Source organism: Neoroseomonas rubea, assembly GCF_016106015.1.
GTDB lineage: Bacteria > Pseudomonadota > Alphaproteobacteria > Acetobacterales > Acetobacteraceae > Neoroseomonas > Neoroseomonas rubea.
This window is the reverse complement of record NZ_JACADQ010000073.1, coordinates 1-15,457: the sequence shown is the minus strand read 5'-3', so window position 1 is coordinate 15,457 and position 15,457 is coordinate 1. Positions and strand designations below refer to the sequence as shown.

Sequence of the window (15,457 nt, the reverse complement as noted above, 5' to 3'; positions counted from 1 at the left end):
CGCCGAGGCCGCGACCGCGCGCTGGCACGCGACCGTCGCGCGGCTGACCGCGGCGCCGAAGCGCGGCGCGCTGCCGACCGACGCGCAAGTGCTCGGCGCCGTCAACCGCGCCATGCCGCAGCAGGGTATCGTGGTCTGCGCCGCGGGCGGGCTGCCGGGGGAACTGCACAAGCTGTGGCGCGCGACGGACGCGGCCTCCTACCACCTCGAATACGGCTACTCCTGCATGGGATACGAGATCGCGGGCGGCCTCGGTGCGAAACTCGCCATGCCGGAACGCGAGGTGGTGGTGATGGTGGGCGACGGCTCCTACCTGATGATGAACAGCGAGATCGCGACCTCGGTCGCGCTCGGCGCGAAGCTCACCATCGTGCTGCTCGACAATCGCGGCTTCGGCTGCATCAACCGGCTACAGAAGGGAACCGGCGGCGCACCCTTCAACAATTTGCTGGAGGAGGCCGCGCCCGCCATCGACTTCGCCGCCCACGCGCGCAGCCTCGGCGCGGACGCCGTGGACCTCGACGGCGTCGCGGCGCTGGAGGAGGCGCTGCCCCGCGCCTTCCGCGCGAAGCGCACCACCGTACTCGTCGTCGCGACCGACCCGCAGGCCTCGACGCAGGAGGGCGGCGCCTGGTGGGACGTGCCGGTCAGCGCCGTGCCGCGCGACGCCGCCCAGCGCGAGGCGCGTGCCGCCTACGAAGCCAGCCGCGCCCGCCGACGCACCGGAGCCTGAGATGATCCGCCTCGCCATCAACCCGCTGACCTGGACCAATGACGACATGCCCGAGCTCGGCGCGGAGACGCCGCTCGAGATCTGCCTGTCGGAAGCGAAGCAGGCGGGCTTCGCGGGGGTCGAGCTCGGCAACAAGTTTCCCCGTGACGCGGCGACGCTCGCGCCGATCCTCGCACGGCACGGCCTCGCGCTCGCCTCGGGCTGGTACGGCTCCCGCCTGCTGGAACGCGACGTCGAGGCGGAGATGGAAGCGGCCGAGCCGCATCTCGCGCTGCTGTCCGCCATGGGCTGCACGGCCTGCGTCTTCGCCGAGGTCTCCCGCGCCGTGCATGGCGACCGCGCCACGCCGCTCTCCCGCCGCCCGGTGCTGTCGGATGCGGACTGGGCGGTGCTGGCGCCACGCATGACGGAGATGGCCGGCCGCATGGCCGCGCGCGGCCTGCGCCTTGCCTACCACCACCATCTCGGCACGGTGGTGGAGACGGCGGCCGAGATCGACCGGCTGATGGCATCGACGGGGCCGGAGGTTGCGCTGCTGCTCGACACCGGCCACCTGGTGGCCGCGGGCGGCGATCCGGTCGCGATGGCGCGACGCCATGCCGGTCGCATCGCGCATGTGCATTGCAAGGATGTGCGGCCGGACGTGCTGGTGCGCGCCAGGGCGGCCGACCTGCCCTTCCTCGAAGCGGTGCTCGAAGGGATGTTCACCGTCCCCGGCGACGGCATGGTCGATTTCGCCGCCGTCCTCGGCGCGCTCGCCGAAGGCCGCTACCAGGGCTGGCTGGTGGTGGAAGCGGAGCAGGACCCGGCCAAGGCGCACCCGCTGACCTATGCGCGGATGGGGCACGACCACCTCGCGGGCCTCGTTTCGCGGGCCTTCGCGCCATGACCGCGCGCCGCTGCGCGATCATCCTTGGCGCGGCGGGGCGCGACTTCCACGTCTTCAACACGCTGTTCCGCGAGGATCCATCGCGGGACTGCGTCGCCTTCACCGCGGCGCAGATCCCGGGCATCGCGGGGCGGCGCTACCCGGCCGCCCTCGCCGGCCCACTCTATCCGGATGGCGTACCAATCCACGACGAGTCGGAATTGCCCGCGCTGCTGGCGCGCGGCGACGTCGACGAGGTGCTGTTCGCCTACAGCGACGTGCCGCAGGTGCATGTGACGCGGCTCGGTGCGATGGTGCTCGCGGCAGGCGCGGACTTCGTGCTGCCGGGGCCGCGCGCGACGATGCTGCCGTCCCGCCGGCCCGTCATCGCCATCTGCGCCGTGCGCACGGGCTGCGGCAAGTCGCAGGTGACACGCTGGCTCGCAGCGCGGCTTCGTGCGCGCGGGCTGCGCGTGGCCGTGCTGCGCCATCCGATGCCCTATGGCGACCTGGCGGCGCAGGCGGTGCAGCGCTTCGCCTCCGCCGCCGACCTCGACGCCGCCGCCTGCACGATCGAGGAACGAGAGGAATACGAGCCCCACATCGCCGCCGGACAGCCGGTCTTCGCGGGCGTGGACTACGCCCGCATCATCGCGGCCGCCGAGGCGGAGGCCGACATCCTGCTCTGGGATGGCGGGAACAACGACTTCCCCTTCATCCGGCCCGACCTGCTGATCGTGCTCGCGGACGCGCTGCGCCCCGGGCATGAATCAGGCTGGCATCCGGGCGAGGCCGTGCTGCGCATGGCGGATGTGGTGCTGGTCGCCAAGGCGAATGCGGCGCCGGCGTCGGATGTGGAACGTGTCGTGGCGGCGGCGCACGCGCTCAACCCGCGTGCGGCGGTGCTGCGCGGCGCGTCCCGCGTGACGCTCGATGATGCGGCCGCGCTGGGCGGACGGCGGGTGCTGGTGGTGGAGGACGGGCCGACGCTGACCCATGGCGGGATGGCGACCGGGGCGGGATACGCGGCGGCGGTCGATGCAGAGGCGGCGGCGATCCTCGACCCGCGGGGCTTCGCGGCGCCGGGGATCGCGGAGGTGTTCCTGGCCTACCCGCATCTCGGCCCGGTGCTGCCGGCCATGGGCTACGACCCTGCGCAGCGCGCCGCGCTGGCGGCGACGATCGCGCGGTCGGGGGCGGAGGCGGTGGTGGCGGGGACGCCGATCGACCTCGGCGCGCTTCTTGGCCCGATGCCGATGCCCCTGGTCCGGGCGCGCTACAGCTTCGAGGAGATGGAGGCGCACGGCCTCGGTAGCCTAGTCGATGCGTGGCTGAACCGGCGGATGGTGGGCGCACAAGGATTCGAACCTTGGACCCGCTGATTAAGAGTCAGCTGCTCTACCAACTGAGCTATGCGCCCGCCGGGCCCCGGCCCGAGGGCCGGTTCCGAGGACGCGCTAATTAGCGGCCCCGGCGCGTTTGTCCAGCCCCTTTGCACCGGGGCGGGACTTCATTCCCGCATGGGTCCCATCTCGGCGTCGCGATGCACATAGGCGGACAGCAGCAGCCCGAAGCCCAGCATCACCGTCAGCATGGCCGAGCCGCCATGGCTGATCAGCGGCAGCGGCACGCCACCCACGGGGATCGAGCCCGTCACCATCGCCACGTTCACGAACACGTACAGGAAGTAGTTGGTGCCGAGCCCGACGGCGAGCAGCCGTCCGAACTGGTGCCGGCTGCGGAAGGCGACCAGATAGCAGAAGGCCACCATCAGGGTGAGCATCGCCAGAGTCGTCAGCGCGCCGACCAGGCCGAATTCCTCGGCGATCATGGTGAAGATGAAGTCGGTCTGCTTTTCCGGCAGGAAGTTCAGATGCCCCTGCGTCCCCTGCAGGAAGCCCTTGCCCCAGAGCCCGCCCGAGCCCAGCGCGATCTTGGACTGGATGATGTTGTAGCCGGCGCCGAGCGGATCGCTCTCCGGATCGAGGAAGGTGGTGATGCGCGCGCGCTGGTAGTCGTGGAGCCTCTCATAGGCGATCGGCGCCGCGACGGCGGCCGCGGCCGCCAGCCCCGCGAACTTCCACCAGCGCATCCCCGCCGCCCAGAAAACCGCCGCGCCCACCGTCGCAGTGATCAGCGCGGTGCCGAGATTGGGCTGCTTGAGGATCAGCCCGACCGGGACCAGAACCGCGATCGCCGGCGGGATAAGGAACAGCGGATTGCCCATCCTTTCCCACGAAGCGCGGTGGAACCAGGCGGCCAGCCCCAGCACCAGCATGATCTTCATCAGTTCCGACGGCTGCAGCTGCACCGGGCCGATATCGATCCAGCGCTGCGCGCCCTTGCCGATGTTCCCGTGCAGCAGCACGAGCACTAGCAGCGCGATGCCGCCGAGGTAGCCCACCCAGGCGAAGCGCGCGATCAGCCGGATGTCGACCAGCGCCAGGCTCAGCATCAGCACGAGGCCGAAGCCGAAGCGGATCGCGTGGCGCTGCGCGTAGGTGTCCGGGTTGCCGCCGCCGGCCGAGAGCAGCGCGACGTAGCCCACGGCCGCGACCGCGCACAGCAGCAGCACGAAGGACCAGGGGATCTGCCAGAGCTTCTCCAGCACGCCGGCGCCGCGGTCGCGGGCCAGAAGACGGCGCTCGAAGATCATCGGCCTGCCTCCGCCACCCGCTGGCCAGGCCGCGTCGGCCCGAGCCGCTGGAAGGTCTCGACCAATATGTCGCGCGCGAGCGGCGCGGCCGCACCCGAACCGCTGGTGCCGTGCTCGACGATGACGGACAGCGCGTAGAGCGGGTTGTCGTGCGGCGCATAGGCCACGAACAGCGCGTGCGGCCGCCATTCGCGCGGCACCTGGGACACGTTGAAGCCGCGTTCCCGCTGCTCGCGCGTCACGCGCCGGACCTGCGTCGTGCCGGTCTTGCCGGCCATCTGCCCGTATTGCGAGGGCAGCCGGGACGCGCCGGCGGTGCCGCCGCCGTTCACCACGCCCCACATCGCCTCGCGGATGAAGCGCAGGTCGTTCTCGGGGATGCCGAGGCTCGGCCAGTCCTCCGCCCGGCTGCCGCGCACCGGGCGCCCGGCGATCGCGCGCGTCAGGTGCGGCTGGACCGCACGCCCGGTCGCCAGCCGCGCCGTCATCACCGCGAGCGAGAGCGGCGTCAGCTGGTAGAAGCCCTGGCCGATGCCATGCACGATCGTGTCGCCGATCGACCAGGGCTTGCCCTGCGCCTGGCGCCAGCCGCGCGTCGGCACCAGGCCGCGGCGCGTGCCCGGCAGCTCGATCTCGAGGTCGACACCCATGCCGAAGCGGTTCGCCATGGCGGCGATCCGGTCCATCCCGACGCGCTTGGCCATTTCGTAGAAGTACACGTCGCAGGACGCCATGATGGCGGTGCGCATGTTCACGCCGCCATGGCCGTTGCGGTTGTGGCAGTGGAAGCGCGTGTCGCCGTAGTCGAGATGCCCGGGGCAGTGCACCGTGTCGCCGGGGCGGCAGACGCGGGCTTCGAGCGCGGCCAGCGCCACGACCATCTTGAAGGTCGATCCCGGCGCGTAGAGCCCGTTCGTCGCCTTGTTGATCAGGGGCGTCGAGCGGCTCGCCGTCCATTGCCGCCACTGCGCCGCGCTGACGCCGGCATTGAAGATGTTCGGGTCGAACGATGGCTTGGTCGCCATCGCCAGCACTTCCCCGTTCCGCGCATCGAGCAGCACGGCGGTGGTGCCTTCGTCGATCTTCGCGCGGATCGCCTTCTGCAGCTCGGTATCCACGCTGATCTGCACATCCTGGCCGGGGATGCCTTCGCGGCGGTCCAGCTCGCGGATCACGCGGCCGACGGCGTTGACCTCGACCTGCACCGCGCCGGCACGGCCGCGCAGGATGCGGTCATGGTGGCGCTCCACCCCCGCGCGCCCGACCCGGATGCCGGGCAGCTGCAGCAGCGGGTCTTCCCCCGCATCGGCTTCCGCGGGTGCGGCGACATAGCCCACCACATGGGCGAGGTGCTCGGTCTCGGGGTAGATGCGGGTGGTGCCCATGTCCACCGAGACGCCAGGCAGGTCGGGCGCGTTCACCTCGATCCGCGCCATCTCCTCCCAGGTCAGGAATTCGCGCATGATCACGGGCACGAAGCGGCGGTTGCGCCGGACCTCGCGCTCGATCCGCGCCTTCTCGTGGTCGGCCAGCGGCACGATGCGGGAAAAGGTCTCGAGCGTGGCGGAGACGTCCGCGGTCTGTTCGGCCACCAGCAGCGCGCGCCAGTTCAGCCTGTTGCCGGCCACCACCTTGCCCTGGCGGTCGAGGATGCGCCCGCGGGGCGGGGCGAACAGCCGCGCCGAGACGCGGTTTTCCTCGGCAAGCGTCGCGTAGCGCGCCCCTTCCTCGATCTGCAGCTTGTACAGTCGGGTGCCGAGGAAGCCGAAGGCGCCGAGCTGCACCGCGCCGAGCAGCGCCGCGCGCCGGGTGAAGATGCCGCGACGGCGTTCCTCCTCCTTCCGCACGGTGCGTTCGCCGCCGAGCACGCCCGGCCCGCCCCAAGGGCGCCAGCTCATGGCGCGTTCTCCGCCTGGAGCATCGCCTCATGAACGCGCGTCAGCACGAGCGCGATGGCGGGATAGAAGCCGGCCGCCAGCATCGCCGCGTGCAGCGCCGGGGCGAAGGGCGGCAGGCGGAGCGAGAGCAGCGCCTGCAGCCCCCAGAACAGCGCGGCCGCCCCGAGCCCGGCCAGGCAGAAGGCCAGCCAGACCATCAGGAAGGATTGCCGCGCCAGGAAGCGCCGCAGCCTCAGCGCCAGGGCATGCACCGCGAGCAGCACCAGCACGCTGACGCCGAGCGGCGCGAGCGTCAGTAGGTCGAGCAGCAGGCCGAGCAGCAGGACGATCGGCGGCGTCATCGCCGCCGGGCGGAACACCGACCAGAAGGCGACGCAGGGCAGCGCCACGGCGAAGACCGGGGAAGGCAGGCTGACCGGTGCCGCGGCAAGCACCATGAGGAAGGCCGTGGAAAATCCCGGGAAGGCGAAACGCGCGAAGGCGTCGATGCGCCGCAGCAGCCCCGGCGCGGGGGCCGGGCGGCCCTGCGGGCGGCGGGCGGGGGGCATGGCCATGGCCGGCCTCAGCGCCGCCCCTGGCGGGGTTCGGGCCGCGCGACCGATTCCGGCGGCAGGATGCCCCGCAGCCCGTAGTCGAACAGCCGCACGGCATCGAGCCGGTCGAGCCGGGCGAAGAGCTCAACCTCCGGCACGCCCTGCGGCGAGAGCCGGACGACGCCGACGGGCAGGCCCGCCGGGAAGGCGCCGGCCTCCGCGCTGGTGACGACCCTTTCGCCTTCGACCGGGATGACGCCTTCCGGCCAGTGCGCGAGGCGCGGCCGGGCGCCGTTGCTGCCCGCCATGACCGCGCGCGCGCGGCTCTGTTCCAGCGTGACCGGGATGCGGCTGTTCATGTCGGTGGCCAGCAGCACGCGGGCGGAGCGCGAGCCCACCTCGGTCACACGGCCGACGAAGCCCCTTTCGTCCAGCGCGACCTGGCCCTTGCGGATGGCGTGCTGCGGCCCGGTGGCGAGCAGCACGGCACGGGCATAGGTCCCGCCCCCGTCGGCGACGACGCGGGCGGTGACGAAGGCGGGTGCGGCCTCGGGCAGGAAGTTCAGCTGGCGGCGGAGCAGCTCGTTCTCGGTCTCCAGCGCCAGGGCGGTGGCGTGCCAGTGGCGCAGCCGCTCATTCTCCTCCCGCAGCTGGGCATTCTCCTCCCGCAGCGTGGCGAGCCCGCGCACTTCCTCGGCCGCCGAGCGGATCGCCGCCATCGGCTCGGCCAGCGCGGCATAGATGGGCGACAGCGCGTCGGACAGGTGGCTGCGCAGGCGTTCGGCCAGCAGGGCGTCGGCCTTGCCCAGCAGCATGACGCCGAAGGCGGCCGCGATCATCAGCGGCAGCGACAGCCGCGCCAATGCCTGACGGAGCGGGATGCTCAGCCGGATCACGCGCCTCTCGACCCCTTTCGCAGGACGTCACGGACCCCGCCCCGCGAAGGACGGGCCGGCACCCGCATCAATACATGGAAGTCAGGACGTGGCGAAGCCGCTTGATGTCCTCGAGCGCCCGGCCCGTGCCGAGGGCGACGCAGGACAGGGCATCCTCTGCCACCACGACAGGCAGGCCCGTCGCCTCCCGCAGCACCTGGTCAAGGCGATACAGCAGCGCGCCCCCGCCCGTCAGCACGATCCCCTTGTCGACGATGTCGGCGGCCAGCTCCGGCGGCGTGTTCTCGAGCGCCACCTTCACCGCCTCGACGATCTGGGAGACCGGCTCGTTCAGGGACTCGGCCACCTGGCGCTGGCTGACGATGACCTCGCGCGGGACGCCGTTCATCAGGTCCCGGCCCTTCACCTCGGCCATCGGGCCTTCCTCCCCGTCCTCGGGCGGGGCAGCGGCGCCGATCTCGAGCTTGATCCGCTCCGCGGTCGATTCGCCGATGAGGAGGTTAAACTGCCGGCGGATGTAGCTGATGATCGCCTCGTCCAGCTTGTCCCCGCCGACGCGGACGGACCGGGCATAGACGATGCCACCGAGGCTGATCACCGCGACCTCGGTCGTCCCGCCGCCGATGTCGACCACCATCGACCCGGAGGGCTCTGTCACCGGCAGCCCGGCGCCGATCGCGGCGGCCATCGGCTCCTCGATCAGCAGCACGCGCCGCGCCCCGGCCGATTCCGCGCTTTCCTGGATCGCCCGGCGTTCGACGGCCGTGGAGCCCGAGGGCACGCAGACGATGATCATGGGGGAGGCGAAGGAGCGCCGGTTGTGCACCTTGCGGATGAAATGCTTGATCATCTCCTCCGCCACCTCGAAATCGGCGATCACGCCGTCGCGCAGCGGACGGATGGCGGCGATGTTGCCGGGAGTGCGGCCGAGCATGAGCTTCGCCTCCTCCCCCACCGCGAGCACCTGCTTCCGGCCACGCTGGTCGGCGATGGCGACGACGCTCGGCTCGTTCAGGACGATGCCGCGGCCCTTCACATAGACCAGCGTGTTCGCCGTGCCGAGGTCGATGGCCATGTCGGCGGAGAGGAAGCCGAACAGGCGAGAGAACATGCGTACCGGACCTTCCGACGGGGCCGCACAGCCCGCGATGCGGGCCAGGGCCGCCGCCGCGACTGATGGGGCAAGAGAGGATGGGGGCGTTTAGCCCCCCCTGGGCGGAGGCTCAAGCCGGATTCCCCATGACGATCCCGTCACGGAAAGGGTGCGACCGGCTTGACCTCCCCCGGGCGGAGCCCGCCCAGGTGACGCAGGATCATAGCGGTGACGCAGGATCATAGCATAGTCCGGATGGCCGGGAGGATAGGCGATGCGGGCATGGCCCGTTGCGCCGCCAGTCCGGGCAATCAGGTCGAGGATGATGGTCCCGTCCGGCTCCATCCGCGCGGAGCCGATCGGGGCAGGCTGGGCGAGGGCGGCGGCGGGCAGGGCGAAGGCCACGCCCACCGCCGCCCGGCGCATCATGCGCGCAGCACCGCGGGCGGCTCCGTCCGTTCCCGCTTCACCAGCAGCTTGTTCAGCGCATGCACATAGGCACGGGCGGACGCGACGATCGTGTCCGTATCCGCCCCCTGCCCGTCCACGAGCTTCCCGCCTTCCTCCAGCCGCACGGTGACGCGCGCCTGGGCATCCGTGCCGCCGGTGACCGACTGCACGGCATAGAGCTTAAGGTTCACATCGTGCGGGAAGGCGTTGCGCAGCGCGTTGAAGGTCGCGTCCACCGCGCCGTCGCCGGCGGCAACGCCATCCTTCGCCACGCCATCGACCTCGAGCGTGATGGAGGCGGTGGGCTTCGTGGCCATGCCGGTCGCGACCGTCAGCGCGGTCAGCCGGATGCGGTCGTTGCCGCGGACGATCTCGTCATCGACCAGCGCGGCGATATCCTCGTCGTAGACGACCTTCTTGCGGTCGGCGAGGTCCTTGAAGCGGCGGAAGGCGTCGTTCAGCTGGTTGTCGCCGATCTCGTAGCCCATGCCCTTCAGCTTGTCGCGGAAGGCGGCGCGGCCGGAATGCTTGCCCATCACCAGCGAGGTGTTGGACCAGCCGACGCTCTCCGGCGTCATGATCTCGTAGGTCGACTTGTCCTTCAGCACGCCGTCCTGGTGGATGCCCGATTCATGCGCGAAGGCGTTGCGGCCGACGATCGCCTTGTTCGGCTGCACGTCGAAGCCGGTGATGGTCGCGAGCAGCCTGGAGGTCTTGAGGATTCGCTCGGTGACGATGTTGTTTTTCGTCGCGATGGCGTCGTGGCGCGTGCGCAGCGCCATCACCACTTCCTCGAGGCTGGCATTGCCCGCGCGCTCGCCGATGCCGTTGATGGTGCTTTCCACCTGCCGCGCCCCTGCGCGGATCGCCGCCAGCGTGTTGGCGACGGCGAGGCCCAGGTCGTTGTGGTTGTGGGTGGAGAGAATGACCTTGTCCGCGCCGGGGACGCGTTCGCGCACCATGTTGAAGATGCGCGTCATGTCCTCGGGCAGCGCGTAGCCGACCGTGTCGGGGATGTTGATCGTCGTCGCCCCAGCCTTGATCGCGGCTTCCACGCAGCGGCAGAGGAAGTCGGGCTCGGTCCGCGTGCCGTCCTCGGCCGACCATTCGACGTCGTCGGTGTGCTGGCGGGCGAGGGTCACGCTGCTGGTCACGAGGTCGAGCACCTGCTCGGGCTCCAGCCGCAGCTTCACCCGCATGTGAAGCGGGCTCGTCGAGACGAAGGTGTGGATGCGCTTGCGCGCGGCCGGCTTCACGGCTTCGGCCGCGCGCAGGATGTCGGCCGGCGCGGTGCGCGACAGGCCGCAGACCACCGGCCCGTCCTTGGCGAAATGCTGCGCGATGGACAGCACGCTCTCGAAATCGCCGGGGGAGGCGATGGGGAACCCCGCCTCCATCACGTCGATGCCGAGTTCCCACAGCGCCTCGGCCATGCGCAGCTTCTCCTCGAGATTCATCGAGAAGCCCGGCGACTGTTCGCCGTCGCGCAGCGTGGTGTCGAAGATGATGATCCGGTCGTCGGCCAAGGTGCCGAAGGAGGGATGGGTGATGGCCATGTCAGGCATTCCCTGTGTGGCGATGATGTGGATGCGCGCGTTCGGTCCCAGGTTCCCCTGAGCGATGTCCGGCTGCGGTCAGCCGGGCGTCACGCCCAGGGGCGGCTAAGTCGAAGAAGAAGGAGGAGGCCGAGCGGCGCGCGCGCGGCGGCGGGGGCGGGAAGCCCCAGATCCAGGCCAGCCGGGATCGCGCGCAGTGTCATCGCGGGAGAACGATACGTGCGCCGCCGGTCGGCGGCAAGCGCCGATATTGCCGACCTGGTGGGCGGCGGGCAGTCTCCCGCGCCATAAGCACGGAGGAAACGCATGCTGCGCCGGATCGCCCTCGCCCTCGTGGCGGGCCTCATCGCCCTGCCCGCCGCCGCCCAAGACTGGTCGCCCGAGCGGCCGGTGCGCATCATCCTCCCCTTCCCGCCCGGCGGCTCGACCGATCTGATCGCGCGCATCTTCGCCGACCGGATCAGCCGCTCCTCCCCCCATCCCTGGGTGGTCGAGAACCGATCCGGCGCCAACGGCAATATCGGCATGGAGGCCGCGGCGCGCAGCGCGCCCGACGGCTATACCCTCGGCGGCTGCACCATCGGCAACTGCGCCATCAACGCCGCCATCTACCGCCGCATGCCCTACGACATCGAGCGCGACCTCGTGCCCGTGTTCTGGAGCGGCAGCGTGATGAACGTCGTCGCCGTCCACCCCTCCGTCCCCGCCACGACGCTGCAGGAGTTCATCGCCTGGACGCGGGCGAACCAGGGGCGGGTGAACTACGGCTCCTCCGGCTTCGGCTCCTCCAACCACCTGACTCCCGAATTGCTGAACGGGCGGCTCGGCACGGGGATGGTGCATGTGCCCTTCCGCGGCGGCGCGCCCGCCTTGCAGGCGCTGCTGGCGAACCAGGTGCAGGTGATGATCGAGAACATCCCGACCAAGATCCAGGCGATCCGCGCCGGGCAGATCCGCGCCATCGCCGTCACCGGCGGCCAGCGCGACCCGTCCCTGCCCGACGTGCCGACCTTCGCCGAGGCCGGCGTGCCCGGCATCGTGGTCGAGCCCTGGTTCGGCTACATGGCCCCGCGCGGCACGCCGCCCAACGTCGTCGCCGGGCTCAACCGCCTCCTGAACGAGGCCAATGCCGACCCCGACGTGCAGCGCCGCCTGCGCGACCTCGGCACCCGGCCCGAAGGCGGCAGCCCGGAACGCTTCGCCGAGCATGTCCGCAGCGAGATCGCCCGTTGGCGGGAAGTGGTCGAGCGTAACAACATCGAGAGGATCGACTGATGGCGCACCGCATCGTCCTCGGCCGACCGCTGCATCCGGCCGGTGCGGCGGTGCTCGCGGCACGGCGCGACCTCGAGATCACCGAGATGTTCGACCCGCCGGCGGACGCGCTGCACCGCGCCCTGACCGGGGCGGACGGGCTGATCGCGTGGCTCGAGCGCGTCGATGCGGCAGCCCTCGCCGCCGCCCCCCGGCTGCGCGCCGTCTCCCGCGTCGGGGTGGGCTTCGACACGATCGACATCCCGGCCTGCTCGGAACGCGGCATCCCGGTGATGGTGGTCAACGGCACCAACGACCTTTCCGTTGCCGAGCACGCGATGATGCTGATGCTCGCCGTCGCGCGCCGCTCAGTCGATGCCGATGCGCATGTGAAGGCGGGCGGCTGGTGGCCGAAGGAAGGGCCGCGCATGGTCGATCTCGCCGGCCGTACCGCGCTGGTGGTGGGCTATGGCCGGATCGGCACGCGCGTCGCGGCGTATTGCCGCGCCTTCCACATGCGCGTGCTGGTGCACGACCCGCTGTTCCACCCTGCCCGCATCGCCGCCGACGGGCACCAGCCCGTGCGCGACCTGCACAAGGCGCTGGCCGAGAGCGACGTGGTCACGCTGCATTGCCCCCTGGCGCCGGCGACGAAGCACCTGATGGACGAGGCCGCCTTCGCCGCGCTGAAGCCGGGGGCGATCCTGGTCAACACCGCGCGCGGGCCGGTGGTAAAGCAGGCGGCGGTGAAGCAGGCGCTGCGATCCGGCCGGCTCATGGGCTTCGGCACCGACGTGCTGGAACAGGAACCGGCCGAGCCCGGCAACCCGCTGCTCGCCCTGCCCAACGTCATCGTCAGCCCGCATTCGGCGGCGAGCACGGAGGAAGGGCTGTCCCGCATGGCCGTCCAGGCGGCGCGCAACCTGCTCGATGCGCTGGACGGGGCGCCCGACCCGGCGATGATGGTGAACCCGGAGATCCTGCAGCGGCGATAGGTTCAGCCGCCCACCGGCTGGAAATCGTACGTCCCGATGCCCTGCAGGATGGCGAAGCGGCAGCGCCCGCCATCCTTGCCCGTGACGCGATGCGCGCGCTTCGGGGGCACGGCGTGCATCTGGCCCGGCGCCAGTTCCACGGCCTCCCGCGGGGCGCGCATCTCGATCACCATCGGCCCGTCCATGCACCAGAAGGTGTCCGTCACCTCGCTGTGCCAGTGCCAGGGCACTTCCTGCCCCGCGGCGAGCGTCAGGATCTGCATGCGCAGGCCCGGCGCCTCGGCGACCAGTTCGCGCTTCTCGAGCGGATAGGACATGGCGGCTTCCTCAGCGTGACGGCGGATGCGTCGCCCACCAGTGGCGGGCGATATCGGCGCGGCGGCAGACCCAGACATCCTTCTCCCGCGCCACGCGGGCCAGAAAGCGCTGCAAGGCGGCCGCGCGGCCCGGCCGGCCGACGAGCCGGCAATGCAGCCCGACCGACATCATCTTGGGCGCCCCCGCGCGCCCTTCGGCGAGCAGCACCTCGAAGGCATCCGTCAGGTGGCGCTCCCACCCGTCCGGGTCGCCGAAGCCGGGCGGCACCGCGTACTTCATGTCGTTGTTGTCGAGCGTATAGGGAATGACGAGGTGCGGCCTGCCCGCCGCCGTCACGTAATGCGGCAGGTCGTCGTCATAGGCGTCGCTGTCATACAGGAAGCCGCCGAATTCGGCGACGAGCCGCCTTGTGTTCGGGCTGATGCGGCCGGTGTACCAGCCGACGGGGCGCGTGCCGGTCAGGCGCTCGATCGTCTCGACGCAGCGGGCGATCTCGGCGCGCTCCGTCGCCTCGTCCATGCCGTGATAGTCGATCCAGCGCCAAGCGTGGGACGCGACCTCGTGCCCCGCCGCGACGAAGGCGCGCGCCGCGTCCGGGTTCAGTTCCAGCGCGCGGCCCACGGCATAGACGGTCAGCGGCATCCCGTGGGCTGCGAAGGCGCGCAGCACGCGCCAGACGCCGGCGCGCGCGCCGTAGTCGAACTGGGATTCGACGGTGCGGTTGCGCTCGCCCAGCACGGGCGACCCGCCGGGGACCTCGTGCAGGTACAATTCGCTGCCGGCATCGCCGTTCAGCACCGTGTTCTCGCCCCCTTCCTCGTAGTTCAGCACGAAGGACAAGGCGAGCTTCGCGCCGCCGGGCCATCGCGGGTCAGGGGTCCGCGGGCCGTAGCCCAGGAAGTCGCGGGGGTAGTCGGTCTCGGCGGCGAGGATCGTCATGCCGCCGAGGCTGCCGGATGCGTGCGCCCGCGGTCAATCGGGCCCGCAGCCCCTCATTCGGGAGCGAGGCGCAATTGCCGCACGATCGGCCGCAGCGCCGCGACCTGGGCGTGCACCATCTCGCGGAACTCGGCGCTGGAATTGCCGCCCGGATCGGCACCGAGCTCGTCGATGCGCGCAGCGAGCGGCGGGTGGCGGGCCGCCGCCGCGATCTCGGTCTGCAGGCGCGCCAGCACGGGCTCCGGCGTGCGGGCGGGGGCGAAGAAGCCGTTCCAGCCCAGGATCTCGGCGTTGGGGAAGCCCTGCTCGCGCACCGTCGGCACCTCGGGCAGCAGGCGCGAGCGCGAGGTCGAGCGGATCGCGACCGGGCGCAGCGAACCCGCGCGGATATGCTGGAGGGAGGAGGAGAGCTGGTCGCCGCCGAAGGGGATGCGGCCCGTCAGCATCTCCTGCACCAGCAGGGAGGCGCCGCGGAAGGGCACGTGCTCCATGCGGAAATTCCCGTCGGCCTGCAGCACCTCCCCCGTCAGATGCCCCGCGCTGCCCGGGCCGGTCGAACCATAGAAGGGCGGCGAGGGCTGCGCTTTCGCCCAGGCGATGAATTCCGCCAGGTTCGTCGCGGGGACCGAGGGATGCACCATCATCACGGTGGGCACCAGCGCGCCGAGGCTGATCGGGGCGAAGTCGCGCTCGATCGAATGCGGTGCGCGATTGTTGAACTCCAGCACCGCCGTGGTGGCGGAGAAGGTGGAGTTGTGGAACAGCAGCACCTGCCCGTCCGGGTTCGCCTTGGCGACGAGGTCGGCGCCGATCGACCCCCCGCCGCCGCCCCGGTTCTCGACCAGGATCGACACGCCGAGCGTCTCCGTCAGGCGCTGTCCGAACAGCCGCGCGAGGATGTCCGTGGTGCCGCCTGCGGCGAAGGGAACGACGACGCGGATCGGCCCCGACGGCGTCCAGCCCTGCGCGCGGAGCGCCGTGGGCGCAACGAGGGTACCGCCGGCGGCGGCAAGCAACAGGGCGCGACGGCCGGGCATCGGACCTTCTCCTCCAGGCGGGGCGGCGTCCTGCGATGCGCGGCCCTCATGGCGGAAAGGTGCGCGACGGCGCGCGCCAGCGTCAACCGCCGCACGGGATGCGGGCACGCCCTGGGCAGGTCAAGCATCGGCTGCGGCCCGGCGCGAAGGCCGGGCCGCCGCGCCAAGGTCAGGCCGCCAGCGGCCGGGCCAGGGCGCGCGCCCGGGCGGATCGGAAGAGCACGCGGCCGA

The 15,457-nt window shown here is 71.4% G+C and carries 14 protein-coding genes and 1 tRNA gene; 4 read left to right on the top strand and 11 right to left on the bottom strand.

What is annotated here, in order from left to right; all coding sequences use genetic code 11:
- A partial coding sequence (locus HW577_RS10050) for a thiamine pyrophosphate-dependent enzyme (protein ID WP_232474819.1) occupies positions 1 to 733 on the top strand: 733 nt, incomplete at its 5' end.
- Between the two features lies 1 nt (position 734).
- Positions 735 to 1,622: a myo-inosose-2 dehydratase gene (gene iolE, locus HW577_RS10045; RefSeq protein WP_198376005.1), complete on the top strand. Its 888-nt coding sequence runs from the start codon at positions 735 to 737 to the stop codon at positions 1,620 to 1,622.
- Here iolE and HW577_RS10040 read toward each other — a convergent pair.
- From HW577_RS10040 to HW577_RS10005, 8 genes are all read right to left on the bottom strand, one after another.
- Positions 1,562 to 2,368 carry a hypothetical protein gene (locus tag HW577_RS10040; protein WP_198376004.1) on the bottom strand — a complete coding sequence of 269 codons (807 nt, stop codon included), beginning with the start codon at positions 2,366 to 2,368 and terminating at the stop codon, positions 1,562 to 1,564. The genes iolE and HW577_RS10040 overlap by 61 nt on opposite strands.
- A gap of 577 nt (positions 2,369 to 2,945) precedes the next feature.
- Positions 2,946 to 3,021 (bottom strand) — tRNA-Lys (locus tag HW577_RS10035).
- Positions 3,022 to 3,111: 90 nt separating this feature from the next.
- Positions 3,112 to 4,257 (bottom strand): rod shape-determining protein RodA, encoded by a 1,146-nt coding sequence (gene rodA, locus HW577_RS10030; protein ID WP_198376003.1) that lies wholly within the window; start codon positions 4,255 to 4,257, stop codon positions 3,112 to 3,114.
- Complete coding sequence (gene mrdA, locus HW577_RS10025) at positions 4,254 to 6,155, bottom strand: penicillin-binding protein 2 (protein WP_198376002.1); 1,902 nt, start codon at positions 6,153 to 6,155, stop codon at positions 4,254 to 4,256. The genes rodA and mrdA overlap by 4 nt, the downstream gene beginning before the upstream one ends.
- Positions 6,152 to 6,709 carry a rod shape-determining protein MreD gene (locus HW577_RS10020; protein WP_232474818.1) on the bottom strand — a complete coding sequence of 186 codons (558 nt, stop codon included), beginning with the start codon at positions 6,707 to 6,709 and terminating at the stop codon, positions 6,152 to 6,154. The genes mrdA and HW577_RS10020 overlap by 4 nt, the downstream gene beginning before the upstream one ends.
- Before the next feature lie 8 nt (positions 6,710 to 6,717).
- On the bottom strand, positions 6,718 to 7,584 hold the full coding sequence (mreC, locus tag HW577_RS10015; protein WP_198376001.1) for a rod shape-determining protein MreC: 867 nt from the start codon (positions 7,582 to 7,584) through the stop codon (positions 6,718 to 6,720).
- A 67-nt stretch (positions 7,585 to 7,651) separates the two neighbouring features.
- Positions 7,652 to 8,695: a rod shape-determining protein gene (locus HW577_RS10010; RefSeq protein ID WP_198376000.1), complete on the bottom strand. Its 1,044-nt coding sequence runs from the start codon at positions 8,693 to 8,695 to the stop codon at positions 7,652 to 7,654.
- Positions 8,696 to 9,102: 407 nt separating this feature from the next.
- Positions 9,103 to 10,683 (bottom strand): 2-isopropylmalate synthase, encoded by a 1,581-nt coding sequence (locus HW577_RS10005; RefSeq protein ID WP_198375999.1) that lies wholly within the window; start codon positions 10,681 to 10,683, stop codon positions 9,103 to 9,105.
- Positions 10,684 to 10,989: 306 nt separating this feature from the next.
- Here HW577_RS10005 and HW577_RS10000 point away from each other — a divergent pair, with 306 nt between their 5' ends.
- Together HW577_RS10000 and HW577_RS09995 are read left to right on the top strand one after the other, a co-directional pair.
- Positions 10,990 to 11,958: a Bug family tripartite tricarboxylate transporter substrate binding protein gene (locus HW577_RS10000; protein ID WP_198375998.1), complete on the top strand. Its 969-nt coding sequence runs from the start codon at positions 10,990 to 10,992 to the stop codon at positions 11,956 to 11,958.
- Positions 11,958 to 12,932 (top strand): hydroxyacid dehydrogenase, encoded by a 975-nt coding sequence (locus HW577_RS09995; RefSeq protein ID WP_198375997.1) that lies wholly within the window; start codon positions 11,958 to 11,960, stop codon positions 12,930 to 12,932. The genes HW577_RS10000 and HW577_RS09995 overlap by 1 nt, the downstream gene beginning before the upstream one ends.
- 2 nt (positions 12,933 to 12,934) lie before the next feature.
- Here the strand turns inward: HW577_RS09995 and HW577_RS09990 are convergent, their stop codons facing one another.
- From HW577_RS09990 to HW577_RS09980, 3 genes are read right to left on the bottom strand one after another with little or no spacing between them, the layout of a single operon-like run.
- A complete protein-coding gene (locus tag HW577_RS09990) occupies positions 12,935 to 13,249 on the bottom strand; it encodes a cupin domain-containing protein (RefSeq protein ID WP_198375996.1) in 315 nt (104 codons plus the stop codon).
- A 10-nt stretch (positions 13,250 to 13,259) separates the two neighbouring features.
- Positions 13,260 to 14,189 carry an allantoinase PuuE gene (gene puuE, locus HW577_RS09985; RefSeq protein WP_198375995.1) on the bottom strand — a complete coding sequence of 310 codons (930 nt, stop codon included), beginning with the start codon at positions 14,187 to 14,189 and terminating at the stop codon, positions 13,260 to 13,262.
- Positions 14,190 to 14,242: 53 nt separating this feature from the next.
- Entirely contained in the window at positions 14,243 to 15,226 is a 984-nt protein-coding gene (locus HW577_RS09980) for a Bug family tripartite tricarboxylate transporter substrate binding protein (RefSeq protein ID WP_198375994.1), read from the bottom strand.
- Between the last annotated feature and the right edge of the window lie 231 nt (positions 15,227 to 15,457).